The sequence below is a fragment of the Dyadobacter sp. genome, assembly GCF_017744695.1.
Classification (GTDB): Bacteria; Bacteroidota; Bacteroidia; order Cytophagales; family Spirosomataceae; genus Dyadobacter.
The window spans coordinates 1,101,518-1,126,570 of the sequence record NZ_JAGIAS010000001.1 but is presented as its reverse complement, the minus strand read 5'-3'; the positions used below and the strand labels follow the sequence as shown (position 1 = coordinate 1,126,570).

The window sequence follows — 25,053 nt, the reverse complement described above, 5'->3', positions numbered from 1 at the left end:
TTGTTACTTGGTTTCTGTTTGTAGAAGTAAAAAAGTTTTATGCTCCGCCGTCTGCAATTTATTGCGCTCAAAATCTTCCTTGCTTTTCTCGTGCTTTCAGTGGTTTGGGTGATTATTCTGAGGTTTTTGCCCATTTGGGTAACGCCTTACATGATCTCCCGGAAGATAGATGCTTTCAGAGCCGACGAGGATACGGAGATTTATCACGACTGGGAGCCGTATGAAAACATTTCCAAAGAAGTAGCCCTGGCCGTAGTGGCTTCCGAAGACCAGAATTTCCCTAACCACTGGGGCTTCGATTTCGATCAGATATATAATGCCATGACCGAGGACCGCAAACGTGCCCGCGGTGCCAGCACCATTTCCCAGCAAGTAGCAAAGAACGTATTCCTCTGGCACGGCCGGAGTTTTGTACGGAAGGGCCTTGAGGCCTATTTCACTGTGCTGATTGAAGTGCTGTGGAGTAAGGAACGTATTCTGGAAGTATATTTGAATGTGGCTGAAATGGGGAAAATGACTTTCGGTGTCGAAGCAGCTTCGCTACGCTACTATAACAAGTCAGCCAAACGGCTCACACGTTACGAAGCAGCGCGCATCGCGGCGGTGTTACCCAATCCGATCCGTTTTTCAATCCAAAATCCGTCTGCGTATGTGAACAAGCGTACCAACCAGATTGTCCGCCAGATGCGGTACCTGGGCGGACAGAAGTATCTGGCAGATCTTTAAATCACTATGGTTGAGCGCTCATGGCCGCTCGGCCTCTCTTGAGGAACGTGGCGAACTTTGCGGACGGCTCGATGGCGTAGCCGATGGCCGTGGTGTTTCCTGCCGGCTTGGTGTTGGTGTGGGCCGTGTAGCGGGTGTTTGCCGTGTCGGACGTTCAATGTTGGGTCGGGTGACCTCCGGCCGTGGTGACGGAGCAGGGCGGGTCACTTCCGGGCGCGGCGACGGCGTTGGGCGTGTTACCTCGGGGCGTGGCGTTGGGGTAGGCCTGGAGACATCAGGGGTACCTGGACGCGTCGGCCGCTCGATGTCCGGCCTTGTTACGCCCGGATTCGGCCGCGATGTACCAGGGCGTGTAACTTCGGGGCGGCCTGTACCTGGTCTGCCTGTACCTGGGCGGCCGCTATTGCCACTTCCCGGCCTTTCAACAGAAGGACGTGTAGTACCGCCGTTTCCTGGCCTGGTAGTGCCTGGGCGACCTGTCGATGGTCGGGTAATCACCGGGCGACCGGTTTTATCGAAGTTGGGAATCCTTTCCCGTGTTGTAGGTGCTTTGGGATATCTTTTTACAAACAACGCTGAACCCTGCCGGGCCGACGACGGCCGTGAGTAGGTAGCACGGTAATCACCTCGTGTGTAACGCGTATGCACGATCACCGAACGCGAACGGAAGTTGCCCCCGTAATAATGCGTATGCCAGGCAGGGTTCCGGTAGCTGGGCCAGCGTCGGAAATGCCCGTTGTAATAATAATGCCAATGGTAATGATAGCCATAGTAATAGTGCCAGTAACGAGGTCGCCACGGACGCCAGTAGGAGGGATAATAATGCCATCGCCATGGTGATCGCCAGATTACATACCTGGGTACAAAAATGAATTGAATGACCGGCCATGTCGATACATAAGTGACATTTGGCTGTGCTACTGCCTGCTGAACCTCCCGGTTTCCGGTGTAGCCGGGGTTAGGCGTTTCACTGACTGTCCCTGATTGGGAATTGGGTTCAATAATGTAATCCTTACCATACAAATCCTCATCGCCGACAAGCTGTATCCATACTTCGCCGTTGTCTTTCTTCTCGACATAAAACGCCGCCACATCCTGGTCCTCCGTTTCACTGACGGCAACTTTCAGACTGATCGTATGAAGATTGCCTTCAACCTGATCTTCCACACGGATATAATCGATCTGATCGTCACCGTTCAGGTCAAGGTTGTTGATCTCCGAATCTTCCTCATTGAGCTTTCGCTCAAAACCTTCCAGCGTTTCCGATTCCTGAAAAAGTTTTAAAACCGCATAGAGATTGAGATTATCACCCGGAAGATCGAGCTTTTCTTCTTCGGCCTGGGCGAAGGCCTGGTTACCTGTCCAAAGCATCCATGCGCTTAGGACGATCAGAACGAGATTTTTCATAGTGATGTTGGTTTTTGTCCGCCTTGTTTTATGGGTTCCGGGAGTGCATCAGATTTACTTCAACACCTTTACGGAGCGTATTGTGTATTTCGGCCACCTGGTCGGTGTGGAGGATCAGTCCGTTTTGAATGCTTGCCGAGATCTGCATTTGTTCGGGATTTAAATTTGAGACCAAACTAACAAAACTTGAATAGAAGCTATCCCTTTGATGTAAAGAGAATACTCATTTTCGGGGGACTACCGGTGCGCTTTTGGCAAGCCCTTTATTCTTTTCGTTCAAAAAACGGTAATTCCGGTGGTGTGCCAAAGCGCGGTCCAGCCGTTCGAACAGTTCTCTGTCTTTCAATGCAAACCAGTTGATTTTCAATAAATAAAGACTAACATACGATTTTGGATTCCCCGCAATAAAACTGTCTGTGGCATCCCACAACTTCTCACGCTCCCGTGCCTGCTCGCCAACCCAGTACCGTGCACTATCGGGCAGATTGTGTTTTTTCGCGCGGGCTTCGGCTAAAATGTATGCATTCAGGCGCTGGTCGGAAGGGTTTTGAACGAGCCTTTGGTACGCCTGCCATTCTTCGTTGCTTTTGGAATGACTAACTGCCGATTTGGCCAAATCGGCGGTATCGAGTCGTATTTCCGTTCCAGGGTCGAAGAAGAAGGTCAATGCACCTTTTTTCTGTGAGACCTGGAACTGATACAAGTCCGGCAATAAGTCCGGATCCATGGTCAGGTGCGTCGTATCAAATCCAAGCCTGATCGAATGTACCACGGCGGCAAAGCCTTTTTCGCGCGTCAGCAAAAGCGCCTTCCTGTCATTCCACGCTTTTGGAGCGACGATTTTGATTTTGACGTTTTGCGTCGACACGAACGCGAGGCTGGCTAATGCGCAAATGATCAGGCGGTTTGTAAGACTTATCACTGGATAGGTACTTGGGAAAGATGCCCTACAATTTAGTATTTATATTTGCACTACATGCACTATGATCAATATGAAATAACACGTGGCGATAATGCGCTGACTTTCGAGTTCGTAAGCCAGGGTATAAAAGGTGATATCGAAAAGCTTGTAGTATATTCCAGAATTGAGTTGTCACGTATGTTTAATCTTGGGTTCGGTGATAAAATTGGTTTGACGGGCGACTTTGACGACCAAGCGGTGACGAACAATGGTGATAGTTTGAAAGTTATGGCAACGGTGGCGGCTACACTTTATCTCTTCACGGATAGTTTTCCTGATGCAAGCGTATTTGTAAAAGGAAGTACTGAGTCCCGAACGAGGCTTTACAGAATAGCAATTACCAACAATCTGGACCTGATAAGCACTGATTTTGAGATTTATGGCTTAAAGAATTACGTTTGGGAAGCGTTTACAATTGGAATTGATTATGAAGCGTTTCTTGTTATTAGGAAAAACCGGAAGAAAAATGAAAAAAGAAGCTGATAGAGGTTTCAGACCCAGAATTGTGAAGGTCGACAAATCCCTGGATAAATATTCAGAAATGAATCTGTTCAAGAAGAAAGTGGACGAGGCTAACAGGATTTTGAGGATCGCTGGCCTTCCAAAATTTGACAAAGAATAACGGCAGCCAGCCATCGTTGACCGGAGTATTCTTCCAATCACCAAAAGCCGGCTGCCGAAGCTGAAAGCCGAAGTGTATTTATTTAATCTCCACCTTTACCAACACCGGCTGGTGATCCGACGGGTATCGCTGTTCTTTGGAGTCTGTCAGCACGCCGTATTTCAATACATCCACATTCTTGCTCACGAAAATGTAATCGATGCGCGTCTTCATTTCAGCGTCGAATTTGAAGCTGTTGAATGTGCCTTCCGGACCGTAAGGAGCTTGTTTGGTCACATCATGGGTGTCATTGAGCACGCCTGCGATGGTTTTGATCTGCTCGGTGTCCGGTGACGAATTGAAATCGCCGGTGAGGATTGCGGTGTTGTTTCCTGCGATTTCCTTGATCTTTTTCACCATCAAATGGCCCGATTGCCGGCGCGCTTCAACGCCCTGGTGATCGAAATGAACATTGAAGAAGTAGAATTTCTTTTTGGTATTCACATCTTCAAATTGTGCCCATGAGCAAATACGGTTACAGCATTTGGCATCCCAGCCAAGGCCCGGTTTGTCGGGTGTTTCGCTCAGCCAGAAATCACCTGATTTGAGCAGTTTGAAGCGGTCTTTTTTGTAGAAAATGGCCGAGTGCTCGCCACCCTCCTTGCCGTCGTCGCGGCCTTTGCCATAGTAGGCAAATTCCGGCAATTCGGCCACGTCTTTCAACTGGCCTACCAATGCTTCCTGCACGCCGAAAATGTCGAATTCATGGAAACGGATAAGGCCTTTCACATTTTCCTTGCGGTTGGGCCAGGCATTGACACCGTCGTTGGGGGTGTTGTAGCGGAGGTTGTACGAACCTACATTCATAGTTGCGGTTTTCTGCGCATACGACGCGCTGGCGAGCGAGACGAATGCCAGTAGGTAAAGGGCAATTTTTTTCATTGGGTATAGAGATGATTGATTAACTATAAAACAAAAGACCCCGAAGGGTCTCCTGTTGTCAAGCCAAAAATAGGCGATTAATGTTAACTCATGATGAAAATTCGGTTTTGCACCACGGTTACCAGCCCGGCGTTTGTTTGTAGGCGCCGTTGCTGCGCGAAATTTCATCCGGATTCATCGGCCATGCCATGTGCTTGCCCGGGTCGAAGCTGCGAGCCGGCCAGATCACCTGGATTTTGTAAGGGGATGCAGGATCGGTTTTGTTGTCGTGGATGCGGCCGTGGAGCGGCATATTGATTTTGTCATAATCGCCCCAGCGTTTCAGGTCGGCGAGGCGGTCGGTCCACTCGCAGGCGAGCTCTACGCGGCGCTCGTGTTTGAGGTCTGCCAAAGTCGGGGTGGCAATCGGCGCGAGGCCTACGCGGGCGCGGATCTCGTTCAACGGTGCCGCTGCCTCCGCATTTTTACCTTGCTTGATCAACGCTTCTGCTTTAAAGAGCAAAATCTCCGCATAGCGCATCAGGGGTAGGTTAAGACGCGTCGATGGGCCATCGCCGTTCTGGTTAATCATTGTGTTGCTGCCCGCGTTTTCGTTGCTGCCGTAGCTGTAAGGCTCCATGTATTTGCGGATCTGGAAACCCGAAAGGCTGTTGGTCGAGAAGTAGGAGCGCTCTTTGCCGAAATAGGTGAATTTATCTCCGAATTTCAGGATCGTCACTTCGCGGCGCGGGTCTTTGGCCTCATATTCCTCGTAAAGCTCTTCGGTAGGCTGGAAATAACCCCAGCCATTAAAAATACCCCAACCTTTGTTCTCCAATGCTACACCCGGGAAGATAGAACCACCCTGAACACCCGAGTTCACCGACCAGATGTATTCGCTCGTCCAGTTGTTCTCGATGGTAAATACAGCCTGGTAGTTGGCTGCCGCGCTCCCTTTGCCGGTAATGAGCGCCCGGGCACCTTCGTTTTTGATCTTATCGGCCAGATCGGGGATCAGCGTCCATTTGGAAGCATCGTATTGTGCCCAGTAAGCGTAGGTTTTTACCATGTAACCCCAGGCGGCAGCTTTGTGCGCACGTCCCTGATCGCCCGCACCGTAGGTCTGGAACAATGGGAGCAGGTCGGCCGCTTTTTGTAAATCGCTGATGATCTGCGCATAGTTGTCGGTTACCGAAGGGAGCTGAGGAGGAATGCGCTTGCCGAATTCCGCATTTTCAGGTCCGTCGAAAGGCACGCCGAGGTTCTTGTGTCCCCAGGAATAAGCCAGCCAGAAATGCGCGAACCCGCGGATGAAATAAGCCTCGCCTAATGCACGGTTTTTCACGGCATCGGAAACCCCGGTGGCCGTCGGAATGCCCTGGATCACCTGATTGGCCTTGTTCAGCATCCAGTACACATCGTTCCAGCAGTTGGCAATGGAGCCTTCGCGACCGGTAATGTTGAAGTTTTTGATGTTATCGCTTTCCGCACGCACGCGGCCGGTCACGATGTCGTCAGAGGCATTCTGCATCCAGAACAGGTTTCGGCCCCAGGTATTTTCGTAGCCCATCGGCGCATACATCGCGGCCACGGCCTTGTTCAGGTCTTCGTCGCTTTTCCAGAAGAATGCGGTAGTCGGGGAACCGTTGGGTTTGGTATCCACCCAACTTTCGGTACATGCGGATGCACTCACGGCCATGACAATGGCAAGACCCGCATTTTTAATGATATGTTTCATGAGTCAAAGTCTTTGTTTGGTCGAATCTCTTGCGATTAAAATTTCAGCTTCACACCGGCCGAGTACACCCGCGCAACGGGATATTGACCGCCGTCGAGACCTGGTGCAGTATAGCGGCCATCGATGAGCTGACTGCCGATCTCGGGGTCCATCCCCGAATATTTGGTGAATGTGAGCAGGTTATCGCCGCTCAGGTACACGCGCAGGCTAGGCTTGCCGGGCTTGCTTTTGAATGTATAGCCGATGATCAGGTTTTTCAGGCGCAGGTAGTTACCATTTTCAAGGTACCAGTCGGAGTTGGTCGAGAAGTTCTTGTTCGGATCGTTCGCCCGGATCTTCGGAATATCGGAACCTGTGTTGGTTTCCGACCATGCGTCCAGAATTTTATCCCAACGGTTGTAGCCTTGCTCAGCACCGTTCAATGTCGATTGCTTGAATGCGTTGAACAATTTCACGCCACCCACACCCTGGAAGAAAATGCTGAAATCAAAGTTTTTCCAGTTGGCATTACCAGTAATCCCATAAGTGATTTTCGGGAATGCGTTGCCCATGTACACACGGTCGGAGTCGTCGATCTTGCCGTCGCCGTTTTCGTCTACGAATTTCAGGTCACCCGCTTTTGCATTAGGCTGGATGCGATCGCCTTTCGGGCCTACGTAAGCGGCTGCGGCTTCGTCGGATTGGAAAATGCCCGCGTTTTTAATCAGCCAGTAAGAGTAATAAGGCTGTCCGACGGTAGAACGGAACGGTACCAGAATGCTTCTCCATGCGTCGCCATGCGTCCATACCGAGTTCGGGTTTTCATCGATGTAGTCGACGCGGTTTTTGAGTGTAGCAAAGTTACCACCGACCTCGTAGCTGAATTCGCCGACCTGGTCGCGCCAGTTGGCGGCAAATTCAAAACCGGTATTTCTAATCTTACCCTGATTGATGAAAGGTGCGCCGTAACCGTTTGTGTTAGTCCATTCGGTATCCTGCTGCTTGATCAGGTCGTAGGTTAGTTTGTTAAAATAGTCTGCGGTAATGGTCAGTTTTTCTTTCAACAAACTTATATCCAAACCGAAATCCGTTTGTTGTGAAGTCTCCCACGACAATTCAGGATTGAATCTTGCATTGACATACAAGCCATTGCTGATAGGCGCTCCGTTACCAACCTGGTAAGTGTTGTTAGGTGTGAGGTTAGGATACCCGTAGTACCTGCCGATGGAGCCAATGTTGCCGATGCGGCCCCAGCTCGCGCGGAGTTTCAGCAAATCGAGGCCTTTCACATTGAAGAATGGCTCGGAGCTGAGTTTCCAGGCACCTGTGAAGCCCGGGTAACCTTTGGCACGGTAACCTTCCGCAAGGCGTCCGGCGATATCGTAGCGATAGCTGGCAGTCACGAAGTAGCGATCGGCCCAGCTGTATGACAAACGTCCTACATACGATGCATTACGGTCTTTCCATTCGTCGTCGTTGGGTCGGTTCTGGTCAAAAATCGATGCGTTGACGAAGAATTGTGCCCAATCGGCTTCATTTTCGAAGCCTCTTGCCGCAATGCTGAAACTGCGGTTGCCGTTTTCCTGCGCGGTCATGGAAGCCATCGCTCCTACATTGTGGCGACCGAACACACGTGAGTAATTGGCTGTATTCTCCCAAATCCAGTGATAACCGCGGTTGGTAGAATAGGAGAGGGTGTTCTGGTTGTTGGGTTTACCCGGTTCTGTTCTTTTAGGTTCAAAATTTTTCCAGAGCGAGCTGTTCTGACGATAGCTGAAACGGGTAAGGAAGCTCAGGCCCGGAATAATATCGGAATAGCCGAGTTCTGTAACCGACTGCATATCGTTGCTCTTATTGTAAGGTCTGTTGCGAAGCAATGTACCTGCGGGGCTGATCGCATCACCGTGGATACCGAGGTATTGTGAGTCGCGCGGGCCTACACCACCGAATGTACCGTCTTCATAATAAGGTACGGCAGAGCGCGGCATGTAAATGGCCGAAAGCACGGTTCCGCTATAACCGCTGGTTGTTTCAGTACCACGGTTATCATTGTTATTGTAAAAAAGCTCCTGGCGGAGTTTGATCTTATCGGTGAACTTGTACATTGCATTGAAACGGACCGACAAATTCTGTGCGTAGGTGTTGATCAGTGTACCTTCGTCACGTTCGTAGCGGCCTTGCAAAAGGGTCGAAAACTTGTCGGTACCGGCATTGAAACTGATATTATGGCGCTGGATAAGCCCGGTGCGGAAGATCTCGTCGATCCAGTCGGTGCGGGTTACTTGTGCGTACGGGTTTTTGGTGGCGTCCCAGCCATCGAGCGGCGAGAGGCCGGCATTGGTATAAGCGAGGTTGGAGACTTTGGCTTCATCGGCCGCAGTAAGTGATTGCGGCAGTTTCCAGGCTTGTTTCATCCCCATAAAACCAGTGTATTCGATGCTGGGTTTTCCCTGCGCAGCCTGGCGTGTGGTGATGAGGATAACCCCCGCCGAACCGGAAAATGCACCGTAAATCGCCGCCGAAGCCGCATCTTTCAAAACGGTAATGGATTCGATGTCGGCCGGGTTGTAAGGTGCATTAGGTACACCATCGACTACGTACAGCACGCTTTCGCCTCCGCGCGAACCCGTTCCGCGAATGGTGATATTGGGCGTCTGGTTGGGGTGGCCACCGTTGCTGATCGCCGTTACACCAGCCACTTTACCCTGGATCATGCTACCCACATTGAGCACCGGCCGGTTTTTGATCTGTTCCATATCGGGTACCGTAGCAACCGAAGCCGACAAATCGGCTTTTTTAACCGTTCCGTAGCCGATTACCACCACTTCCTGCAACGACTTCGTATCCGAAAGCAGTGTTACATCCAGCTCCGACTGGTTTCCCACATTAACCTCCTGTGCGAGGTAGCCCACAAAGCTGAAAATAAGCTGGGCATCGCCGTTGGGGACTTCTATTTCAAATGTCCCGTTCACCTCGGTGGATGTACCGCGCTGGGTACCTTTCACCACGACGCTTACACCCGGTAGCGGCTCTTTCGTATCGGAAGCGATGACTTTCCCGCGGACAATCCGATCGACCGGGGCATCGTCTCCGGATATTTCGAGCAAACTCGTGTCGTTCGAGCCCGTGGTTTTGGTGGGCTTGCGGTTCAGGATAATGTAATCCCTGGAAACCGAATAGCGGATGTTGAGCGGCGAGAGCAGCTGGTCGAGGACGACCGACAGCCGTTGATTCTCGGCCGAAACGCTCACTTTCTGGTTGCGCACGAGTGAGGGCACATAGGAGAACCGTACGCCCGTCGATTTTTCCAGGTTGGTGAGCACCTGGCGCAGGTCCTGGCGCTCGGCTTTCAGGGTTACATTGCGTTGCAACAGCTCCTGCGCAAGCCCGTTACTGGCGAGCGACAGACTGCTGAACAGCAGGGTCAGTATGAATGGTATGCATGCAATTTTCATCACAGTCACCAGGTACGTTAGTGGTCGACTACTTTTTTTCATAAATTCGAATGGTTTTGATGAATTCTGGACAAAGCCCTCCCGTGCTCCGATTTTGGCGGAACTGTCCTTTTGTTGAAATGAACCGGGAGAATCAGGCCGGTAATGCTGCAATCATTGCCGGCTTTTTAGTGAATCTGGGTCAAAGTTTTGCCATAAGGTAGAAGGGTTGTTTTGGTTGAAAGGAAATTGGTTATTCGCAGCCCTGCCCCGTGATAACGACCTGTCCGTCGGTTACCTGGTAGCTCGCTTCGATCGTAGAGCAGATTATTCCTAACTTGTCAAAGAATGGCTCGTCGCGCAGCGCCACGCGCAGGTAGCAGTTTTCGAGCCTTGTGGAGTCGTATAAAATCGGTATCCCGTATGTTTCCTGCAATAATTTGAATGCCTCCCCAACCGGTTGATTATCAAATGTAAAATCCGGTTTTACGACCGGGCGCGCGATGGCCACCGGGTTTTCGGTAATGCTGCGTGCGAGGAGCGGTTGTTCGGGCGTAAATACCACCTGCTGATTGGGCGTGAGGAACATTTCCATACCCGGCTTATCCCCGTTCAGGTCTTTCGCGTGCATCACCGCCACTTTTCCCGTACGAACAATTACCTCCACACGTTCCGAAGAAGATTTGATGGTGAAGCTCGTTCCTACTACCCGCGTGACGAGGTCATTGGCATACACAAAAAACGGGTTAGCCTTGTCTTTTTTGACTTCGAAAAAGGCTTCTCCCGAGAGAAACACCTCTCTTTTATGGTTCTGGACAAAAACAGGTGCGTAACTGACGGCCGCATTGGGCATGAGCCGTATTTCACTACCATCCGGCAAGCTTACCTTCATCGGTGCTTTGCCTTTGTTGGTAATTTCTTTCAGCGGAACAGGGGAGGCCGAAACGTAACGTTTATACGTATAATGGCTCTTCGGGAATATCTTGTCACCGGAAACCAGCCAACCCAATCCCACGAGAACGAGCACCGCGGCGGCGGCATACCACCAGCGTAGCCGGACGACATTGGTTTTCCGGGAAGCCATCGTCTGTACGATCGAGTCGTTCAGGATCCGGTTCACTTCATGATCCAGCTCCTCATGCGTAAGGTCGCTCGGTTGTTTTTCCCAGGTAAGGATCAACTCGGCAGCCTGGTCCATCAGCGGCGCTTTTTCAGGATATTCCGAGCGGAGCTTGGCCCAGAAAAAATCGTTGCGCGGCTGGCCGTTTTTTACCCACCCCCTGAAATCGTCGTCAGTCAGAAAGTCTTCCAGGTTGTAGTGGTAAAATGGATGCATCGGCTTATTGGGAATGTGTTCTAAAAGTATAATCCGCCACGACCGTCAGGATCATGGAAGAATCATGAAAAATTTTAAAAATTTTTAGATCAATACCCCCGGACGAGGAAAAGCAGGAGGAGGCCGGCGAGCAAAAGCCATTTTTCACGGAACATTTTCAGGCTCTCGTACAGGAGGTTAGCCGTAGCCGGACGTGATATATTCAAGATTTCGGCAATGCGCTCGTTGGAAAGATCCTGGTAGAACTTCAAATGGATGATTTCCTGCTGCCGGGGTGTGAGCGACTGGATAATGTGCTGGATGCGTGAATGCTTCTCCGCTGCGAACTCGGTCAGGATAAGCTCGCTCTCGATGGAGTTGGCGGTTTCGTGAAAATCTTCCGGGGTGTGTTCCAACGCCATGAAAATTTCCGGACGGGCTTCGAGCCGGTTACTGTTCCTGAAAATGCGGTTGCGGAGGCTGGTAAGCAGGTAGGGCTTGATCTGGTCGGTCTTGCCGAGAGATTCCCTGCGTTCCCATAAGTAGAGGAAAAGATCGTGGACGAGGTCTTTCAGCACATCGCGGTCGCTTACGAAACGCCTTCCGTAATCGAACAACGGCCGGTAGTAATTGCGCAGGAGTTGTTCAAAGGCAAGCGGGTCGCCTTCCCTGAACTTCTGCCAAAGTACCGAATCCTGTTCCACGAAAAATGGGTTACGTTAAGAGCAAATGTACCATTTTTCTTTGTTGGCAAAAATCCGGTGCGCGCGGCGGCGATTATTTAATGTTGGGGTAATATTTTAAGTAACCGATCGACTAAAAAAATCAGGGCAGCAAACCGGTCGATCTGCTGCCCTGGGATGCATTACTTGTTTTTCTTCGGGACCAGAAACTTACCCACGAGTTCGCCGTCATCGCGGATCATTTTCAGGTCCAGTTGCTTACGCGTTGCGTGGAGTTTGATGAGCGTCCGTTTGCCTTCAAGCGGTCCGCCACCGATCACGATCGGCCAGTTATGGTCGGCGTCGGGCTCGTGCGTCATGTACCTGTGCGTGTGCCCGGAGATTTGCAGGTCGATTTTGGCCTTGTTCAAAACCGGTCCGAACAGCGCACGGCAATGCATGGTACCATGCCAGTCGCCCGAGTGGTAAGGCGAAATGTGGATCAATAGCACGCGGAAATCCGCCTTTTTGAATTCCGGCGATTCGATTTCCTTTTCCAGCCATTTCTTTTGCACCTCCCGGTAGCGGTCAAATGCCGACAAACCCCCGTACTCGACGCTGTCGTCGGTTTTGTCCTCGCCTGAATCCAGTACGATGAAATGTACCGGGCCTCGGGTGAACGAGAAATAGTACTTGTTGTCGGGATAGGCATAGTACTCGGGAATGTGCCGTGAGAAGCTGCCCCGGCATTCGTGGTTGCCCTGGGTGAGCAGGAACGGAAACTCGGTCGCAAAAATATCGACCGACGGTTTGATCAGGTGATCGACCATTTGTTGCTCCTCGGTAACCCAGTCGAAGCAATCGCCGTTGAAAACCACGAAATCGTAGTCTTTGGTATTGCCGGTGTAACCATGGCGGTACAGCAGTTGCGGGATGATCTGCGGGCGGTCGTGGATGTCGTTGAATACCACCATTTTGAACTCGTCCTCATTTTGCGCCCAGGTTTTGAATCCGTACAGCGGGCTGGCGATCGTTTCTCCAAATTCCACCTTCGAACCTTTGTAGCCCAGTACTTCAGTCGACACGATCTTGTACTTGTGCTCGGTTCCGGGCGTGAGGTTGGTTAATGTAATTTTATTAATGCGGTTGTTCGCCTCGATGAGCCCGTTGTTGTAGCCGAATTCGCGCTTGCTGGTGTAAGTACCCGCGCCGTACTCGACCCAACTGAAACAGTTCTTATGGGTGATCCACATGATTGTGACCTCGTTCGTACCCATATTCTGTAAATAGGGACCGGCCACGAAATGGTTCTTTTCTTCAAGCGAGGGTGTCGGGGAATCGTCGGCTGCGGCTTGCGAACCGGCAGCCGACGCTGCGGCCATCGGCAACAAGCTCAGCGCCCCGATGTGAGACATTTTTTCAAGAAACGACCTTCTGTCTGAAAGCATAAAGTTAAGGGTTAGGAACAGTCGATAATGGTTTACTCCCAGTTAGGGTTTTGCGTCAGGTTGGTGTTCAACAGGCGCTCCTGCTTGGGGATCGGGTAAAGGTAATCACGGTTTTCAATGAATTTCTTGGTGATATGACCGTTGATCACGATGTTACCGCCCTTGGCTCCGTTTTCCAATGACACGTCACTGCCCAGTTTCAGCAACTGCGCACCTTTGATGTCTGGCTTAGTACCCTCATAGATCACAACATCGATACTGCCGTTTTTATCGAGGTCATATTGGCCCGGGCCAGGGAAATACATCCCTTTGTATTGTTTGGTCAGAATCTGGCCTTCTTTCCAGCGGATAATGTCGTCCCAGCGGAAGAAATTCTCCATCACCAGCTCGACGCGGCGCTCGCGACGGATTTCGAGGATCACTCCCAGGTTTTTACCGGTGATTTGCGTGTATTGGGCGGCTTGGTAAGGGTCAGGGTTTGCATTGGCCTGTTCCAGATTGATGTTAGGCATGCCTACACGGTCGCGGGTGAGCTTGGTCGAAATATCGAGGTCGGCCTGGGTCAAGGTTCCTTTTTCGGCCTTCGCTTCTGCGTAGTTCAGCAAAACCTCGGCATAACGGAAGATCGGCATGTCGGTAATGTCTTTCGAAAAGGTATCCCACTTCGGTGCCGACACGAATTTGATCAGCTGGTAACCCGTGACAGTAGCCCCGAATTCCGGCACGAGCTGGGCATTTTCGCCGATGCGGGTATAGCCTGGGGTGCGGATCGTCTGTGCGAGGCGCGGGTCGCGGTTCTGAACTTCATCATAAAACTGCATGGTTTCGTACCCCTTCTTATCGGTGAAACGCGTGCCGTCGGCCATGAGGTAACTATTGACCAGTTTCTTTTCCAGGCCCGGACGACCGTATGAAGCGGTCATCGTGTAGTAGTTCAAGTTGTGGTAAACCTGCAACTCGTCGCTGAAATCGCGGGCGAGGATCACTTCGTCGGGGATTGCATTGTCGGACGAGAACAGCTTCATGTACGCAGTAGCCGGTGTGGCTTTGTAAATGGAATAACCGCTGTTTTTCATCAGGTCTTCCGAAGCGGAAATACAGGCGTCGAGGAATTTGTCGGCATTAGGCAGGTTAAATTCCGGGTGGTATTTGCGGAAAGTACCCTCATACAATCCGATGCGCGATTTCAATGCTAACGCGGTGTATTTGGTTATGGTAGTCACCTGGCGGCTGGCGTCGAGGTTGGCGATGGCGTAATCGATATCGGCCATGACCGAATCCATCACGAGCGTGCGCGGATCGCGGGCTTTGGTAAGCAACTCCTGATCTTCGAGCTCAATGGTCGTCGAGTACCAGGGCACGTCACCAAAACGTTTGACCATCCCGAAATAGAAATAGGCACGGAAGAAGCGGGCCAGACCATTGTATTTGGCGACGGCTTTCTTGTCGGGGCATTTGCCGGAATTTGCGAGAAAATAGTTGATATTCCGCAAATTCCCCCAGCTCCATCCGCCGCCGCTGGTAGGTACCACGCGGGTTCCCTGCAATTCGTCGCGCAAGCTGGTTTTGATGATGTTGTCTACGTCCTCATTGTACACATCCTCCGCGCTTGGTAATGCATTATAAAATGAGTTGGTGTAAAGCAAAAGGTCGTTTTCGGTATTGAAGAAAGTCTCCGGCGAGATCGCGTCCTGCGGGAGCTGATCCAGGTCACAAGCCACCAGGCCAAGTGAAATGGCGATAATGCTAAGTATTTTTTTCATCGGTATGGATGCCTTTTAGAATGTGAGGTTAAGACCGGCTGAAATGGTTTTCGACAATGGGTAGGTACGTCCATTGGTTCCGTCGCCGTCAAACTGCTCGGGGTCGATGTATTTCGAGCGGAGCGGGGTGTAGGTCAGCAGGTTTTCGCCACTGATGTAAATCCGGGCCCTGGGAATGCGGACCAGTTTGCTGATGCGTTCCGGTACCGTGTAGCCTATCACCACGTTTTTCAGGCGCAGGTAACCTACGTTCTGGATGTAGCGGTCGTTGGCAGAGTTCAGGTCGCCGCCGCCGTTCAGTGCGGTGTAGCCTCTCAGCACCGGGAAATAGGCATTCGGATTTTCCGGCGTCCAGATATCGTTTCCAAAGTCTTTCGGAATGAATGAATAATAAGGACGTGAATACGGGCCCCAGAATTTATCCGCGTTGGCACCGGGATACCAGTTCCTGCGAAGAATGCCCTGCGCCAATGCCGAAATATCGAAGCCATTCCAGGAAGCGCCGAGGTTGATACCGTATCGGAAGCGGACGCGGTTATTACCGATGATCTTCAAATCGCCGTGGTCGGCCAATGTATTCGCGCCGTTGTCGATTTTTCCGTCGCCATTCAGGTCGACGAATTTCAAATCGCCCGCGCGTAGCTTGCTCCAATCGCCCGGCGCGCTCAGGCGCTGCTTGTTCACGATGGTCTGATCAACTTTGTAGGCCTGCGCTTCTTCATCGCTCTTAAACATCCCGTCGATCGAATAGCCCCACATTTCGCCGATCGTCTGGCCTACGTACGGGCTCGAAAGTACTTTGTTCGGGTTGTCGTATTTGGTGATTTTGGATTTGGAATCTGAAACAATGAAGGACACGTTGTAACTAAGCGGCTTACCTGCCACTTTAAACATATCTGTCCAGGCGATCGAAAGTTCAAAACCTTTGGTTTGCAGGTCTCCCGCATTCTGGGTAGGGACCGTTGCCCCATATACCGAGGGAAGGACCTGCCCCGGAATCAGCATGTCGGTGGTTTTACGGATGTAGCCGTCGAATGAAAGATTCAGACGGTTTTTCAGCAATGTAGCGTCGAGACCGATGTTCGAAGTCGTGGCCGATTCCCAGGTCAACCCTGCCGAAATAGGCGAGGGGCTGCTCACATATTGCAGCTTCTGGCCGTTGGTGATCCAGGTCGACTGCGCCGTAGGCATCATCGGAACGTAAGGATAGAAGCTGGCCGAGCTCGGGTTGTTGTTGAAGTTCGGAGGCAGCTGGTTACCCAATGTACCATATGAAGCACGGATTTTAAGGTTGTTCACCACATTCCGTGCCGGTTCAAAGAAGTTCTCCTCACTCAAACGCCAGCCTGCCGACACCGAAGGGAAAAAACCATAACGCTTGCCTTCGCCGAAACGCGAGGTACCATCATAGCGGCCATTCACTTCAAGCAGATATTTGCCCTGGTAGTCGTAGTTTGCCCGGAAGAATGCGCCGAACAATTCATACTGGTAAGCGCCGCCACCCGAAAGTTGCTCGCCCGTTCCCAGATTCAGATCGTTAAGGCTTTCCGAAAGCAGGTTCTTCCGGGAGCCGGCCAAAACCTGGTGTTTTCGCGATTCGTAGTTGATACCTGCCGTCGCACTGAAAAAATGCTTGCCGAAAGTGTGGTTGTAGGAAGAGAATACGTTCACCACATTCTGCGGATCGAACCACAGGGTTTTCTTGAACTGGTCGGTATTGTAGTTCGGAACCGTTGTCAGAATACCCGGCTGGATCGAGTACGTTGCTACCGCCGAACGGTACCAGTCGTCGGCGATGTAGAACGAGTAGGAATGGTTCGCAGTGACGTTCCAGTTTTTGGCCAGGTCCATCTGAATTGTGTTGATAGTCGTCAGCTCGTGTACTTTCTGCTCCCCACCCGCTACGCCTTTCAAAAGGTTGGCAAACAAACCATCGCCAATGGAGTAGTTGTTTTTCAACGTGTTATAGGTAGGCGTGCCGTCCGGGTTACGCGGGGCGTAAATAGGCAACGCGTGCACGGTGATTGCCACGAAGTTGGCATTGGCACCGCCTTCCAGACCCGGGTATTTGTATTTGGAATCAAAATACTGGGTGTTGTTGCTCACTTTCAGCCAGGGGGTGAGCTGCGCGTTGATTTTGCTGCGCAATGTGTAGGAGGTAAACTTATCCGTGTTGATGCGCATGATACCGTCCTTTTCAAATACGGAGCCTGACAGGAAGTAGTCGATTTTGTCGGTGCCGCCCGAGAGGTTCAGGTTATGCTGGCGCGACGGCTGGCTCATGTTGAAAATCGTATTCCACCAGTCGTAGTTACCATAGTAATTATAAATGTCCTTTCCGTTTACATTTTTCACCACTACCCATGGACGTGCCGAATTTTCGGTCTTGTCGTAACGGCGGGCTTCGATTTCTTTATAATCTTCTTCCGAATAGCGGGTATAGCTGTTACCGGTTGCGCGAATGAAAGCTTCGTCATTGATTTTTACATAATCATAACCGTTGGTCATGAAATCGGTATTGATCGTCGGTTTCGACCAGCCGAAGTTGTTGCTGTATGAAACGGTGGTCTTGCCGTTTTTGGCAGTTTTGGTTGTAACCAAAATCACCCCGAAAGCACCGCGCGCGCCGTAAATGGCCGAGGCCGCAGCGTCTTTCAATACGGATACCGACTCCACGTCGCCGGGGTTAATGCGGTTGATATCACCCGGGATACCGTCGATAAGCACAAGCGGGGAGCCGCCGTTCACGGAAGTTTCCCCGCGGACGTTGAGCGAACCGCCTTTACCCGGCTGACCCGTGCTGAAAGTGATGTTCAGGTTGGGTACCATCCCTTGCAGGATCTGCGACATGTTGTTCAAAGGCCGGTTTTCGAGGTCTTTGGATTGTACCTGCGACACCGCGCCAGTCAGGTTTACGCGTTTCTGCGTACCGTAACCCACCACCACAAGCTCCGACAATGCCTTGTTGTCAGCCTGTAAAGTCAGGTTGATTTCGGTGCGGTTACCCACCACGATTTCCTGGGAAACATAGCCCACGAAGCTGAAAACCAATGCTGATTCCACATTCGGCACGGTGATTTCAAACTTTCCATTTCCGTCGGTGGTGGTACCTTGTGAGGTTCCCTTCACAACGATGCTTACGCCCGGTAGCGTACCCTGCCCGTCGGAGGAGCTGACCGTCCCGCGCACCTGGATTTCGGTAGGCAGTACATATTGATGCAGTTTTTCTTCCAATTCGGGGATCACCGATTCCTCCCGGCTCACGCGCGTCTTCGCAAGCACGATCTGGTTGTTGATCACCTTGTAATTGATCCCGCGAGGTGCCAGCAACTGGTCCAGGATCCTGGAAAGCTTCTGGTTTTTGACCTCGATGGTTACGTTTTCCTTCACTGAAACCCGGCTGCTGTATACAAAGCGGGTGTTGGCACGGGCCTGGATCTCATTCAGGGCCTGTTTTAGCGAAACATTGCGGAGTGTGAGCGTCATGTCCTTGCTCAGCACAGACTGGGCCGCAGTTTCCTTCGCATAGCTGCCGGCTGCGAGCGAGACGGCAAGAATCCATTGAAGCAGTCCAATGCGCATAATTTTTCGCCAGTCTACCGGCTTGTTACGTACTGTTTTTTGCATAATTTTGATTGTCTGATGGTTAGGCACTATTGGATAAAACATCCTTTTGAAACGGTGGTACGAAGAAAAAGGATGGCATTTCGGGCCGGGTAGTGGTGGTACACTTCCGGCCCTTTTTACGGTGGTACGGATGGGTTCATAGGTAAATGGGTGGTATTAAGGATTAGTCGCATGGTTCGCCGTTTATAGTGATGTTATTATCTGAAATGGTGTACGTTACTTCGAGCGAAGTGCACAGGATTTCAAGAATGTTGGAGAAAGTCTGCGACTCGAAATTGGCTGTCAGGCCGCACCGGGCCAGTCCCGGGTTCGCGAGTGCGATCGATACATTGAAGCGCTTTTCAAGCTGTTCGATTACCTTGTTCAATGGGGTTTCCTCGAATACAATGGTCAGTGGCTCGTAGATTTCCTTTTTCGCCTGTACGGGCAGGGTTTTTGAAATAAGCCGTTTGGAGTCCAGTTCGAACAATGCCTGCTGTTGTGGTTTGAGGATCACTTCCTGCTTGTCGAATGATTCGCCTTGCGCGGTTACCTGCACACTGCCCGTCACGACATCCACCTGGAATTTTTTCTGGTTTTTGACCGCCTTCACGTTGAAGCTCGTTCCGAGTACGCGAATGACCATATCGCCGCTTTTAATATTGAATGGGTGGGTTTTGTCTTTTTTTACGTCAAAAAAGCCTTCTCCCGAGAATATGACGAAGCGTTTGTCGTTGGCAAATCCTGTCCGGTATTCGATGACGGATTTGGGGTGCATCGTCACGACGCTGCCATCGGGGAGTTCGTGCCGGACGATTTGGTTACCCTTATTCTCGAATGTCGTCACGGGGAGCACGGTTGTATCTCTTACGCCTTTTACCGTAACCTCGGGGAGCTGGACGGTGCGCAGGTTGACGGCCAGGTAAACACCCAGTACAATCGCAATGGAGGCCGCGATGCCTGTCACGAGGCGCCATGGAACCGCGCGCCACAGAGAGGTTTGTGCAGGCTCGTCTTCTCCGATATTCAGTTCCCGCCGGATATTTCCGAAAGTCTCGTGCCGTATTTCGTCCTGTTCCGCGTCGGGCAAATGGTCGAGATAGCGCGGCTCGCCTTGCAGCGACGCATACCAGGCTTCTACGATTTCTTTTTCTGCATCGGAGCACGCACCGGACAGGTATTTTTCGAGTAATGCGGGCGGAATACCGTTTGGCTTCATGAGATCAGGGATGTTGTCATCCCGGAAGTCGCGCGCCAAAAGGGCAACCCTTAGTAGTTTTGGAAATTTTTTTAAAAAGAAGAAAAAAGGATCAGCGCACAGATCATATGCTCCTTCAAATGTTCTTTCAGAATGCGCAATGCCTTGGTAATGTGCTGCTCAACGGTTTTTTCAGAAATGTTAAGCTGTTCGCCGATCTGCTTGTTGGAAAAACCCTGGCGGCTGAGCGTGAAAACTTCGTGGCATTTGGGGGAAAGTAAATGCAGGCCTTCCTCGTAGCGGTTTTGCAGGTCGGAGGCAAGGGTAGGCTGGTCGGCGAACTCGGATACGTCGCTTCGGTGGATTTCCCATTGGCCGTAATGGTGCTGGCGGGTATATTCCTTCCGGTAAAAAGATATGATCAGGCGTTTGGCAATGGTAAACAGGAATGACCGGCCGCATTGCACCTGGTTTTGCCGGCGTTGCTGCCATAAGCTCACAAAAAGCTCCTGGACGATTTCCTGCGCGGTGAACCGGTCGTTGACCTTTGAGTAAGCGTAGTTGAACAAAGTTTTGAAGTAGCGGTCGTACAATTCCGCGAAGGCCAGCTCATCGTCCTGCTCACTGATCAGCGCAAGGATATTTTCATCGGAACAGGTTGCGTAAAAGTTGTTCATCATGAAGATAGCCTTTTAATAATCTGATTATTTTCGCTGAGAAGCGGTACAAAATTCGTACTTAAATTTGTGACTTAACTCTTTAAACAGATTAAGTATTCTCGTACTTTTTTTTACTTTCTTAACATAAACTTAACATTTTCCGGGTTGCCCCGTGAAATTATTTTGTAACTAGTAGTTGAGTTAGTGCCTTGAATGACAATACTTCTACGACGCCGCATTAGATGAATAACTATCCCCAGGCCTCCCGCATTCTTGTGGCCATCGACTGTATTATTTTTGGATTTGACGGAAAGGATATCAAGCTGCTCCTGATCAAAAGAAACTTTGAGCCTGAAAAAGGCAAATGGTCGCTGATGGGTGGTTTTTTGAATGCGGACGAAGACCTGGCCGACGGGGCGGTGCGCATTCTATACAATCTTACCGGTCTCAAGAACATTTACGTAGAGCAGCTTGAAACTTTCGGGAAAGCCGACCGCGACCCGGGTGAGCGTACGGTTTCCGTTGTATTTTTTGCCTTGATCAAGATTGACGACCATGATTCGGAGGCGGTAAAAAGCCACAATGCCTCCTGGATCACCCTGGATGCCCGTCCGAAACTGATATTCGACCACGAAAAAATGGTAACGAGGGCTATTGAGCACCTTAAATACAATGCGGCCCTGCACCCGATCGGCTTTGAACTGTTGCCCGAGCGTTTCACGATCCCGCAATTGCAGAAGCTTTACGAGGCCATCTATAATATTCCCATCGATCGCCGGAATTTCAGCCGCAAGCTGCTCTCTACCGGCCTGCTTATCGACACCGGCCAGAAGAACAATAATAGTGCTACGAAAAAAGCTACCCTTTACAAGCTGGACGCCGAGCGGTACAAGACGAAATTCCACTCATTCTGGAATTTTATGCCGGATTCGATGAAGAGCAATTAAGCGCGCGCTTGCGCGCTGGTGCAAATTCTCTTGATTTGTACATAATATTAGCAGGCCTCTGGCCGGTCGGTATGGCAACTTCTTTCTTGCGGTATTGACCGGCCGGAGGCCTGCGAATGGTAGGCACGAAGGTGGTTCTTCGCGCCTGACCTCTCAAATCGCGTAGCGATGTAATATTGGTAGGAAGTTGATGCAAGCATTTGACGGCGAGGTGGCGACAATATGTTGCTACCAATATTACATGCCTGGCGGCATTTATACTGAATCCGCTGGTGCAAATCTCTTGATTGATGCACATCATTTGCAGGCCTCTGGCCGGTTGGTACGGCAACTTCTTTCTTGCGGTATTGACCGGCCCGAGGCCTGCGAATAGTAGACACGAAGGCAGACCTTCGCGCCAGCTCGCTTCGCTCGCCTAAAATTTAAATTGTGTCAACATTACACTAAAAACAAATTTATTTATATTTGTTAGGTGATAAGTTAAAATAAATGCGTCAAATTGGTCTGAGAACATCCTAAACCGACATTTATGAAAGAGAATTACGTCATTGGTATCGATTTCGGTACCGACTCTGTGAGGGCATTGGTGGTGAATGCGGACACGGGTGAGCAGGTGGGAACCGCCGTGCAGGAGTATCCCCGGTGGAAGCAAGGCAAGTATTGCGATGCGGGCGTTTCGCAGTTCCGGCAGCATCCGCTCGATTATCTCGAAAGTCTGGAAAATGCTGTTCGCAGTGCGCTGGACCAGGCTCCGGCTGCCGTAAGGCAAAATGTGCGGGGAATCTCAGTGGACACGACTGGCTCCACACCGGTGGCGGTAGACAGGGCCGGCACGCCATTGGCGTTGCTACCCGAGTTTGCCGAGAACCCCAATGGCATGTTTATTCTCTGGAAAGATCACACAGCCAATGCGGAAGCCGAGGAGATCAACCGGCTGGCGCATAGTTATGATATTGATTTTACCAAATATGTAGGAGGGATTTATTCTTCCGAATGGTTTTGGGCTAAAATCCTGCGCACGTTGCGCGTAGACGAGGCTGTACGCGAAAGCGCATTCTCGTGGGTGGAGCATTGCGACTGGATTTCGGCCGAACTGACCGGCATTACCGACCCGCTCCTTTTGAAACGCTCCCGTTGCGCTGCCGGCCACAAGGCACTCTGGCACCAGGATTTCGACGGCCTTCCCTCCAATGCATTCTTCCGTGAGCTCGACCCGTTGCTGGATGGCCTCCGCGACCGGCTTTTCGCCGATACCGCTACTTCCGACCAGCCTATGGGTACCATCTCAAAAGCTTGGGCCACGAAACTGGACATTCCCGCGGATGTGGTTATAGGCGTGGGTGCATTCGACGCGCATATGGGCGCGGTAGGCGCGCTCATCGAGCCGTATTCATTGTGCAAGGTAATCGGTACTTCCACCTGCGATATGCTCGTGGCCCCGAATGATGAGGTGGGGCATTTGCTCATTAAAGGCATTTGCGGACAGGTGGATGGCTCCATTGTGCCTGGCATGCTGGGTATGGAGGCGGGGCAATCGGCTTTCGGGGATATTTATGCATGGTTTTCCAAACTGATCACCGAGCCGGTGAAGGCATTGCTGGGTGAAGAAGAAGCTGCACAGCTTTCGAAGAAACTGATCCCGCATTTAGCAGAGCAAGCAGCCAAACTTCCGGTAACGGAAAAGGACATTATCGCCATCGACTGGCTGAACGGTAGGCGCACACCCGATGCGAAACACACGCTCAAAGGCGGTCTGTTGGGCCTGAACCTGGCCAGCGACAATGCACGTATTTTCAAAGCGCTTGTGGAAGCTACTGCATATGGCTCCAAAGCCATTGTCGAACGCTTCCGAAGTGAAGGCGTGCCTATTCATCAGGTGATTGCGATTGGCGGAGTGGCGAAAAAATCGGCCTTCGTGATGCAAACCCTGGCTGATGTGCTCAATATGCCTATTAAAGTAGCGACTTCCGAACAGGCCTGCGCATTGGGCGCGGCGATGTTTGCGTCGGTGGCGGCCGGCGTGCATGACCATTTGCAGGAGGCGCAGGAGGCGATGAGTTCGGGCTTCGATGCCGTTTACCAGCCGCGGGAGGCACAGTCGGCGGTGTATCAGCAGCTGTATCAGAAGTACCTGCAAGCCGGAGCTTATATTGAAAATGAATTTTTACAAAAAGGATATTTACAACTCACCTGATGCTTGATTTAAAACAGTTTGAAATCTGGTTTATCACCGGAAGTCAGCATTTGTACGGCGAGGAAACACTCCGCCAGGTCGATGAGCATTCACAGATCATTGCCCGTTACCTCGACCAAGCCCCTCAAGTACCCGTGCGGGTGGTTTTCAAGCCAGTCGTCAAATCGCCGGAAGAAATCTACCACATTATTCAGGAAGCCAACAACGCGGCGAATTGCATTGGTATCGTAGCCTGGATGCATACTTTTTCTCCCGCCAAAATGTGGATCCGCGGGTTGCAGATCCTGCAAAAGCCATTACTGCATTTGCACACCCAATATAACCGGGATATCCCCTGGGCCGAGATTGATATGGATTTCATGAACCTGAACCAGTCGGCCCACGGCGACCGGGAATTCGGGTTTATGATGACGCGTATGCGGCTCAATCGCAAGGTGATCGTCGGGCATTGGCAGCAGGAGCACGTGGTGGAAGGTTTGGCACAATGGGCGAGGGTAGCGGCCGGTCGACACGATCTGAAAGGGGCAAAATTCGTTCGTTTCGGGGATAATATGCGCGGAGTGGCGGTGACGGATGGCGATAAAGTGGCTGCGGAAATGACTTTCGGGTTTTCCGTCAATACCTATGCCGTCGGTGACCTGGTAGCGGTGATCAACCAGGTGTCGGATGCCGAAATTACTGCATTGACCGGCGAATATGCCGATGTATACCAACTGGCACCAGGCCTGGAAAATGGCGGGCAGCGCCACCAGGCATTGCGAGACGCTGCGAAGATTGAGCTGGGTTTGAAATACTTCCTCAGAGACGGCAATTTCAAAGGTTATACCAATACTTTCGAAGACCTGCATGGCATGAAACAGCTGCCGGGCATCGGCTCGCAGCGTATGATGGCGGCAGGCTACGGTTACGCGGGTGAAGGCGACTGGAAGACGTCCGCGATGGTACGTGCATTGAAAGTAATGGCCAGCGGCCTGCCGGGCGGTAACTCGTTTATGGAGGATTATACTTATCATTTTAATCCATCCAATAACCTGGTACTCGGCTCACACATGCTGGAAATCTGCCCGAGCATTGCCCAAGGAAAGCCGTCGGTGGAAGTGCATGCATTGGGAATAGGAGGCAAGGAGGATCCTGTTCGGCTGGTGTTCAATGCGCCGGCGGGGCCTGCTTTGAATGTCTCACTCGTCGATATGGGTAACCGTTTCCGCCTGCTTGTGAACGAGGTGGAGGCTGTCGAAGCGACGGAACAACTACCGAAATTACCGGTCGCGCGCGTGCTTTGGAAACCGCAGCCGGATATGCAGACGGGTTGTGCGGCCTGGATTTATGCCGGTGGAGCGCATCACACCGCTTTCAGTCAAAATCTTACAACCGAGCATATCGAAACATTCGCCGAAATGGTGGGTGTGGAGCTGGTTGTGATTGATAAAAATACCACGCTGCGGCAGTTGAAAAACGAGTTGCGGTGGAGTGAAGCCTATTACAGATAATCCG

The 25,053-nt window shown here is 51.3% G+C and carries 18 protein-coding genes; 6 read left to right on the top strand and 12 right to left on the bottom strand.

The genetic code is table 11. From position 1 onward, the window contains the following. Positions 1-39: 39 nt before the first annotated feature. Positions 40-726, top strand: a complete 687-nt coding sequence (mtgA, locus tag J7619_RS04280; RefSeq protein ID WP_291194534.1) for a monofunctional biosynthetic peptidoglycan transglycosylase — start codon at positions 40-42, stop codon at positions 724-726. A gap of 18 nt (positions 727-744) precedes the next feature. Here mtgA and J7619_RS04275 read toward each other — a convergent pair whose 3' ends face one another. After that, the gene (locus tag J7619_RS04275) at positions 745-2,133 is read right to left on the bottom strand and encodes a hypothetical protein (RefSeq protein WP_291194532.1); all 1,389 of its coding nucleotides are present in this window, start codon (positions 2,131-2,133) and stop codon (positions 745-747) included. A 223-nt stretch (positions 2,134-2,356) separates the two neighbouring features. Further along, positions 2,357-3,055, bottom strand: coding sequence for a hypothetical protein (locus J7619_RS04270; RefSeq protein WP_291194528.1), 699 nt, complete (start codon positions 3,053-3,055; stop codon positions 2,357-2,359). A gap of 54 nt (positions 3,056-3,109) precedes the next feature. Between J7619_RS04270 and J7619_RS04265 the strand changes: the two genes are divergently transcribed. Together J7619_RS04265 and J7619_RS04260 are read left to right on the top strand one after the other, a co-directional pair. Continuing rightward, positions 3,110-3,577, top strand: coding sequence for a DUF6934 family protein (locus J7619_RS04265; RefSeq protein ID WP_291194525.1), 468 nt, complete (start codon positions 3,110-3,112; stop codon positions 3,575-3,577). Next, positions 3,561-3,716: a hypothetical protein gene (locus J7619_RS04260; protein WP_291194522.1), complete on the top strand. Its 156-nt coding sequence runs from the start codon at positions 3,561-3,563 to the stop codon at positions 3,714-3,716. Before J7619_RS04265 ends, J7619_RS04260 begins: the two co-directional genes overlap by 17 nt. Before the next feature lie 78 nt (positions 3,717-3,794). On the opposite strand, the gene J7619_RS04255 is transcribed toward J7619_RS04260, so the two are convergent. From J7619_RS04255 to J7619_RS04210, 10 genes are all read right to left on the bottom strand, one after another. Continuing rightward, positions 3,795-4,637, bottom strand: coding sequence for an endonuclease/exonuclease/phosphatase family protein (locus J7619_RS04255; protein ID WP_291194519.1), 843 nt, complete (start codon positions 4,635-4,637; stop codon positions 3,795-3,797). A gap of 118 nt (positions 4,638-4,755) precedes the next feature. Then, positions 4,756-6,354 carry a RagB/SusD family nutrient uptake outer membrane protein gene (locus J7619_RS04250; protein WP_291194517.1) on the bottom strand — a complete coding sequence of 533 codons (1,599 nt, stop codon included), beginning with the start codon at positions 6,352-6,354 and terminating at the stop codon, positions 4,756-4,758. 35 nt (positions 6,355-6,389) lie between these two features. Continuing rightward, complete coding sequence (locus tag J7619_RS04245; RefSeq protein ID WP_291194514.1) at positions 6,390-9,830, bottom strand: TonB-dependent receptor; 3,441 nt, start codon at positions 9,828-9,830, stop codon at positions 6,390-6,392. A 190-nt stretch (positions 9,831-10,020) separates the two neighbouring features. Then, positions 10,021-11,103, bottom strand: a complete 1,083-nt coding sequence (locus tag J7619_RS04240; RefSeq protein ID WP_291194511.1) for a FecR family protein — start codon at positions 11,101-11,103, stop codon at positions 10,021-10,023. A gap of 89 nt (positions 11,104-11,192) precedes the next feature. Then, a complete protein-coding gene (locus J7619_RS04235; RefSeq protein ID WP_291194508.1) occupies positions 11,193-11,786 on the bottom strand; it encodes an RNA polymerase sigma factor in 594 nt (197 codons plus the stop codon). A 161-nt stretch (positions 11,787-11,947) separates the two neighbouring features. Next, on the bottom strand, positions 11,948-13,192 hold the full coding sequence (locus J7619_RS04230) for a metallophosphoesterase family protein (RefSeq protein ID WP_291194505.1): 1,245 nt from the start codon (positions 13,190-13,192) through the stop codon (positions 11,948-11,950). A gap of 32 nt (positions 13,193-13,224) precedes the next feature. After that, positions 13,225-14,955, bottom strand: coding sequence for a RagB/SusD family nutrient uptake outer membrane protein (locus J7619_RS04225; RefSeq protein WP_291194502.1), 1,731 nt, complete (start codon positions 14,953-14,955; stop codon positions 13,225-13,227). Positions 14,956-14,970: 15 nt separating this feature from the next. Then, positions 14,971-18,582, bottom strand: a complete 3,612-nt coding sequence (locus J7619_RS04220; RefSeq protein WP_291194499.1) for a TonB-dependent receptor — start codon at positions 18,580-18,582, stop codon at positions 14,971-14,973. A gap of 163 nt (positions 18,583-18,745) precedes the next feature. Next, positions 18,746-19,780 (bottom strand): FecR family protein, encoded by a 1,035-nt coding sequence (locus tag J7619_RS04215; protein WP_291194496.1) that lies wholly within the window; start codon positions 19,778-19,780, stop codon positions 18,746-18,748. A gap of 71 nt (positions 19,781-19,851) precedes the next feature. Next, entirely contained in the window at positions 19,852-20,439 is a 588-nt protein-coding gene (locus tag J7619_RS04210) for an RNA polymerase sigma factor (RefSeq protein ID WP_291194494.1), read from the bottom strand. A 221-nt stretch (positions 20,440-20,660) separates the two neighbouring features. Between J7619_RS04210 and J7619_RS04205 the strand changes: the two genes are divergently transcribed. The 3 genes from J7619_RS04205 to araA all read left to right on the top strand — a co-directional run bounded on the left by J7619_RS04205 (position 20,661) and on the right by araA (position 25,049). Beyond that, positions 20,661-21,365, top strand: a complete 705-nt coding sequence (locus tag J7619_RS04205; protein WP_291194492.1) for an NrtR DNA-binding winged helix domain-containing protein — start codon at positions 20,661-20,663, stop codon at positions 21,363-21,365. A 529-nt stretch (positions 21,366-21,894) separates the two neighbouring features. Then, complete coding sequence (locus J7619_RS04200; RefSeq protein ID WP_291194489.1) at positions 21,895-23,559, top strand: ribulokinase; 1,665 nt, start codon at positions 21,895-21,897, stop codon at positions 23,557-23,559. Then, positions 23,559-25,049, top strand: coding sequence for an L-arabinose isomerase (gene araA / locus J7619_RS04195; RefSeq protein ID WP_291194486.1), 1,491 nt, complete (start codon positions 23,559-23,561; stop codon positions 25,047-25,049). Before J7619_RS04200 ends, araA begins: the two co-directional genes overlap by 1 nt. The last annotated feature ends 4 nt before the right edge of the window (positions 25,050-25,053 follow it).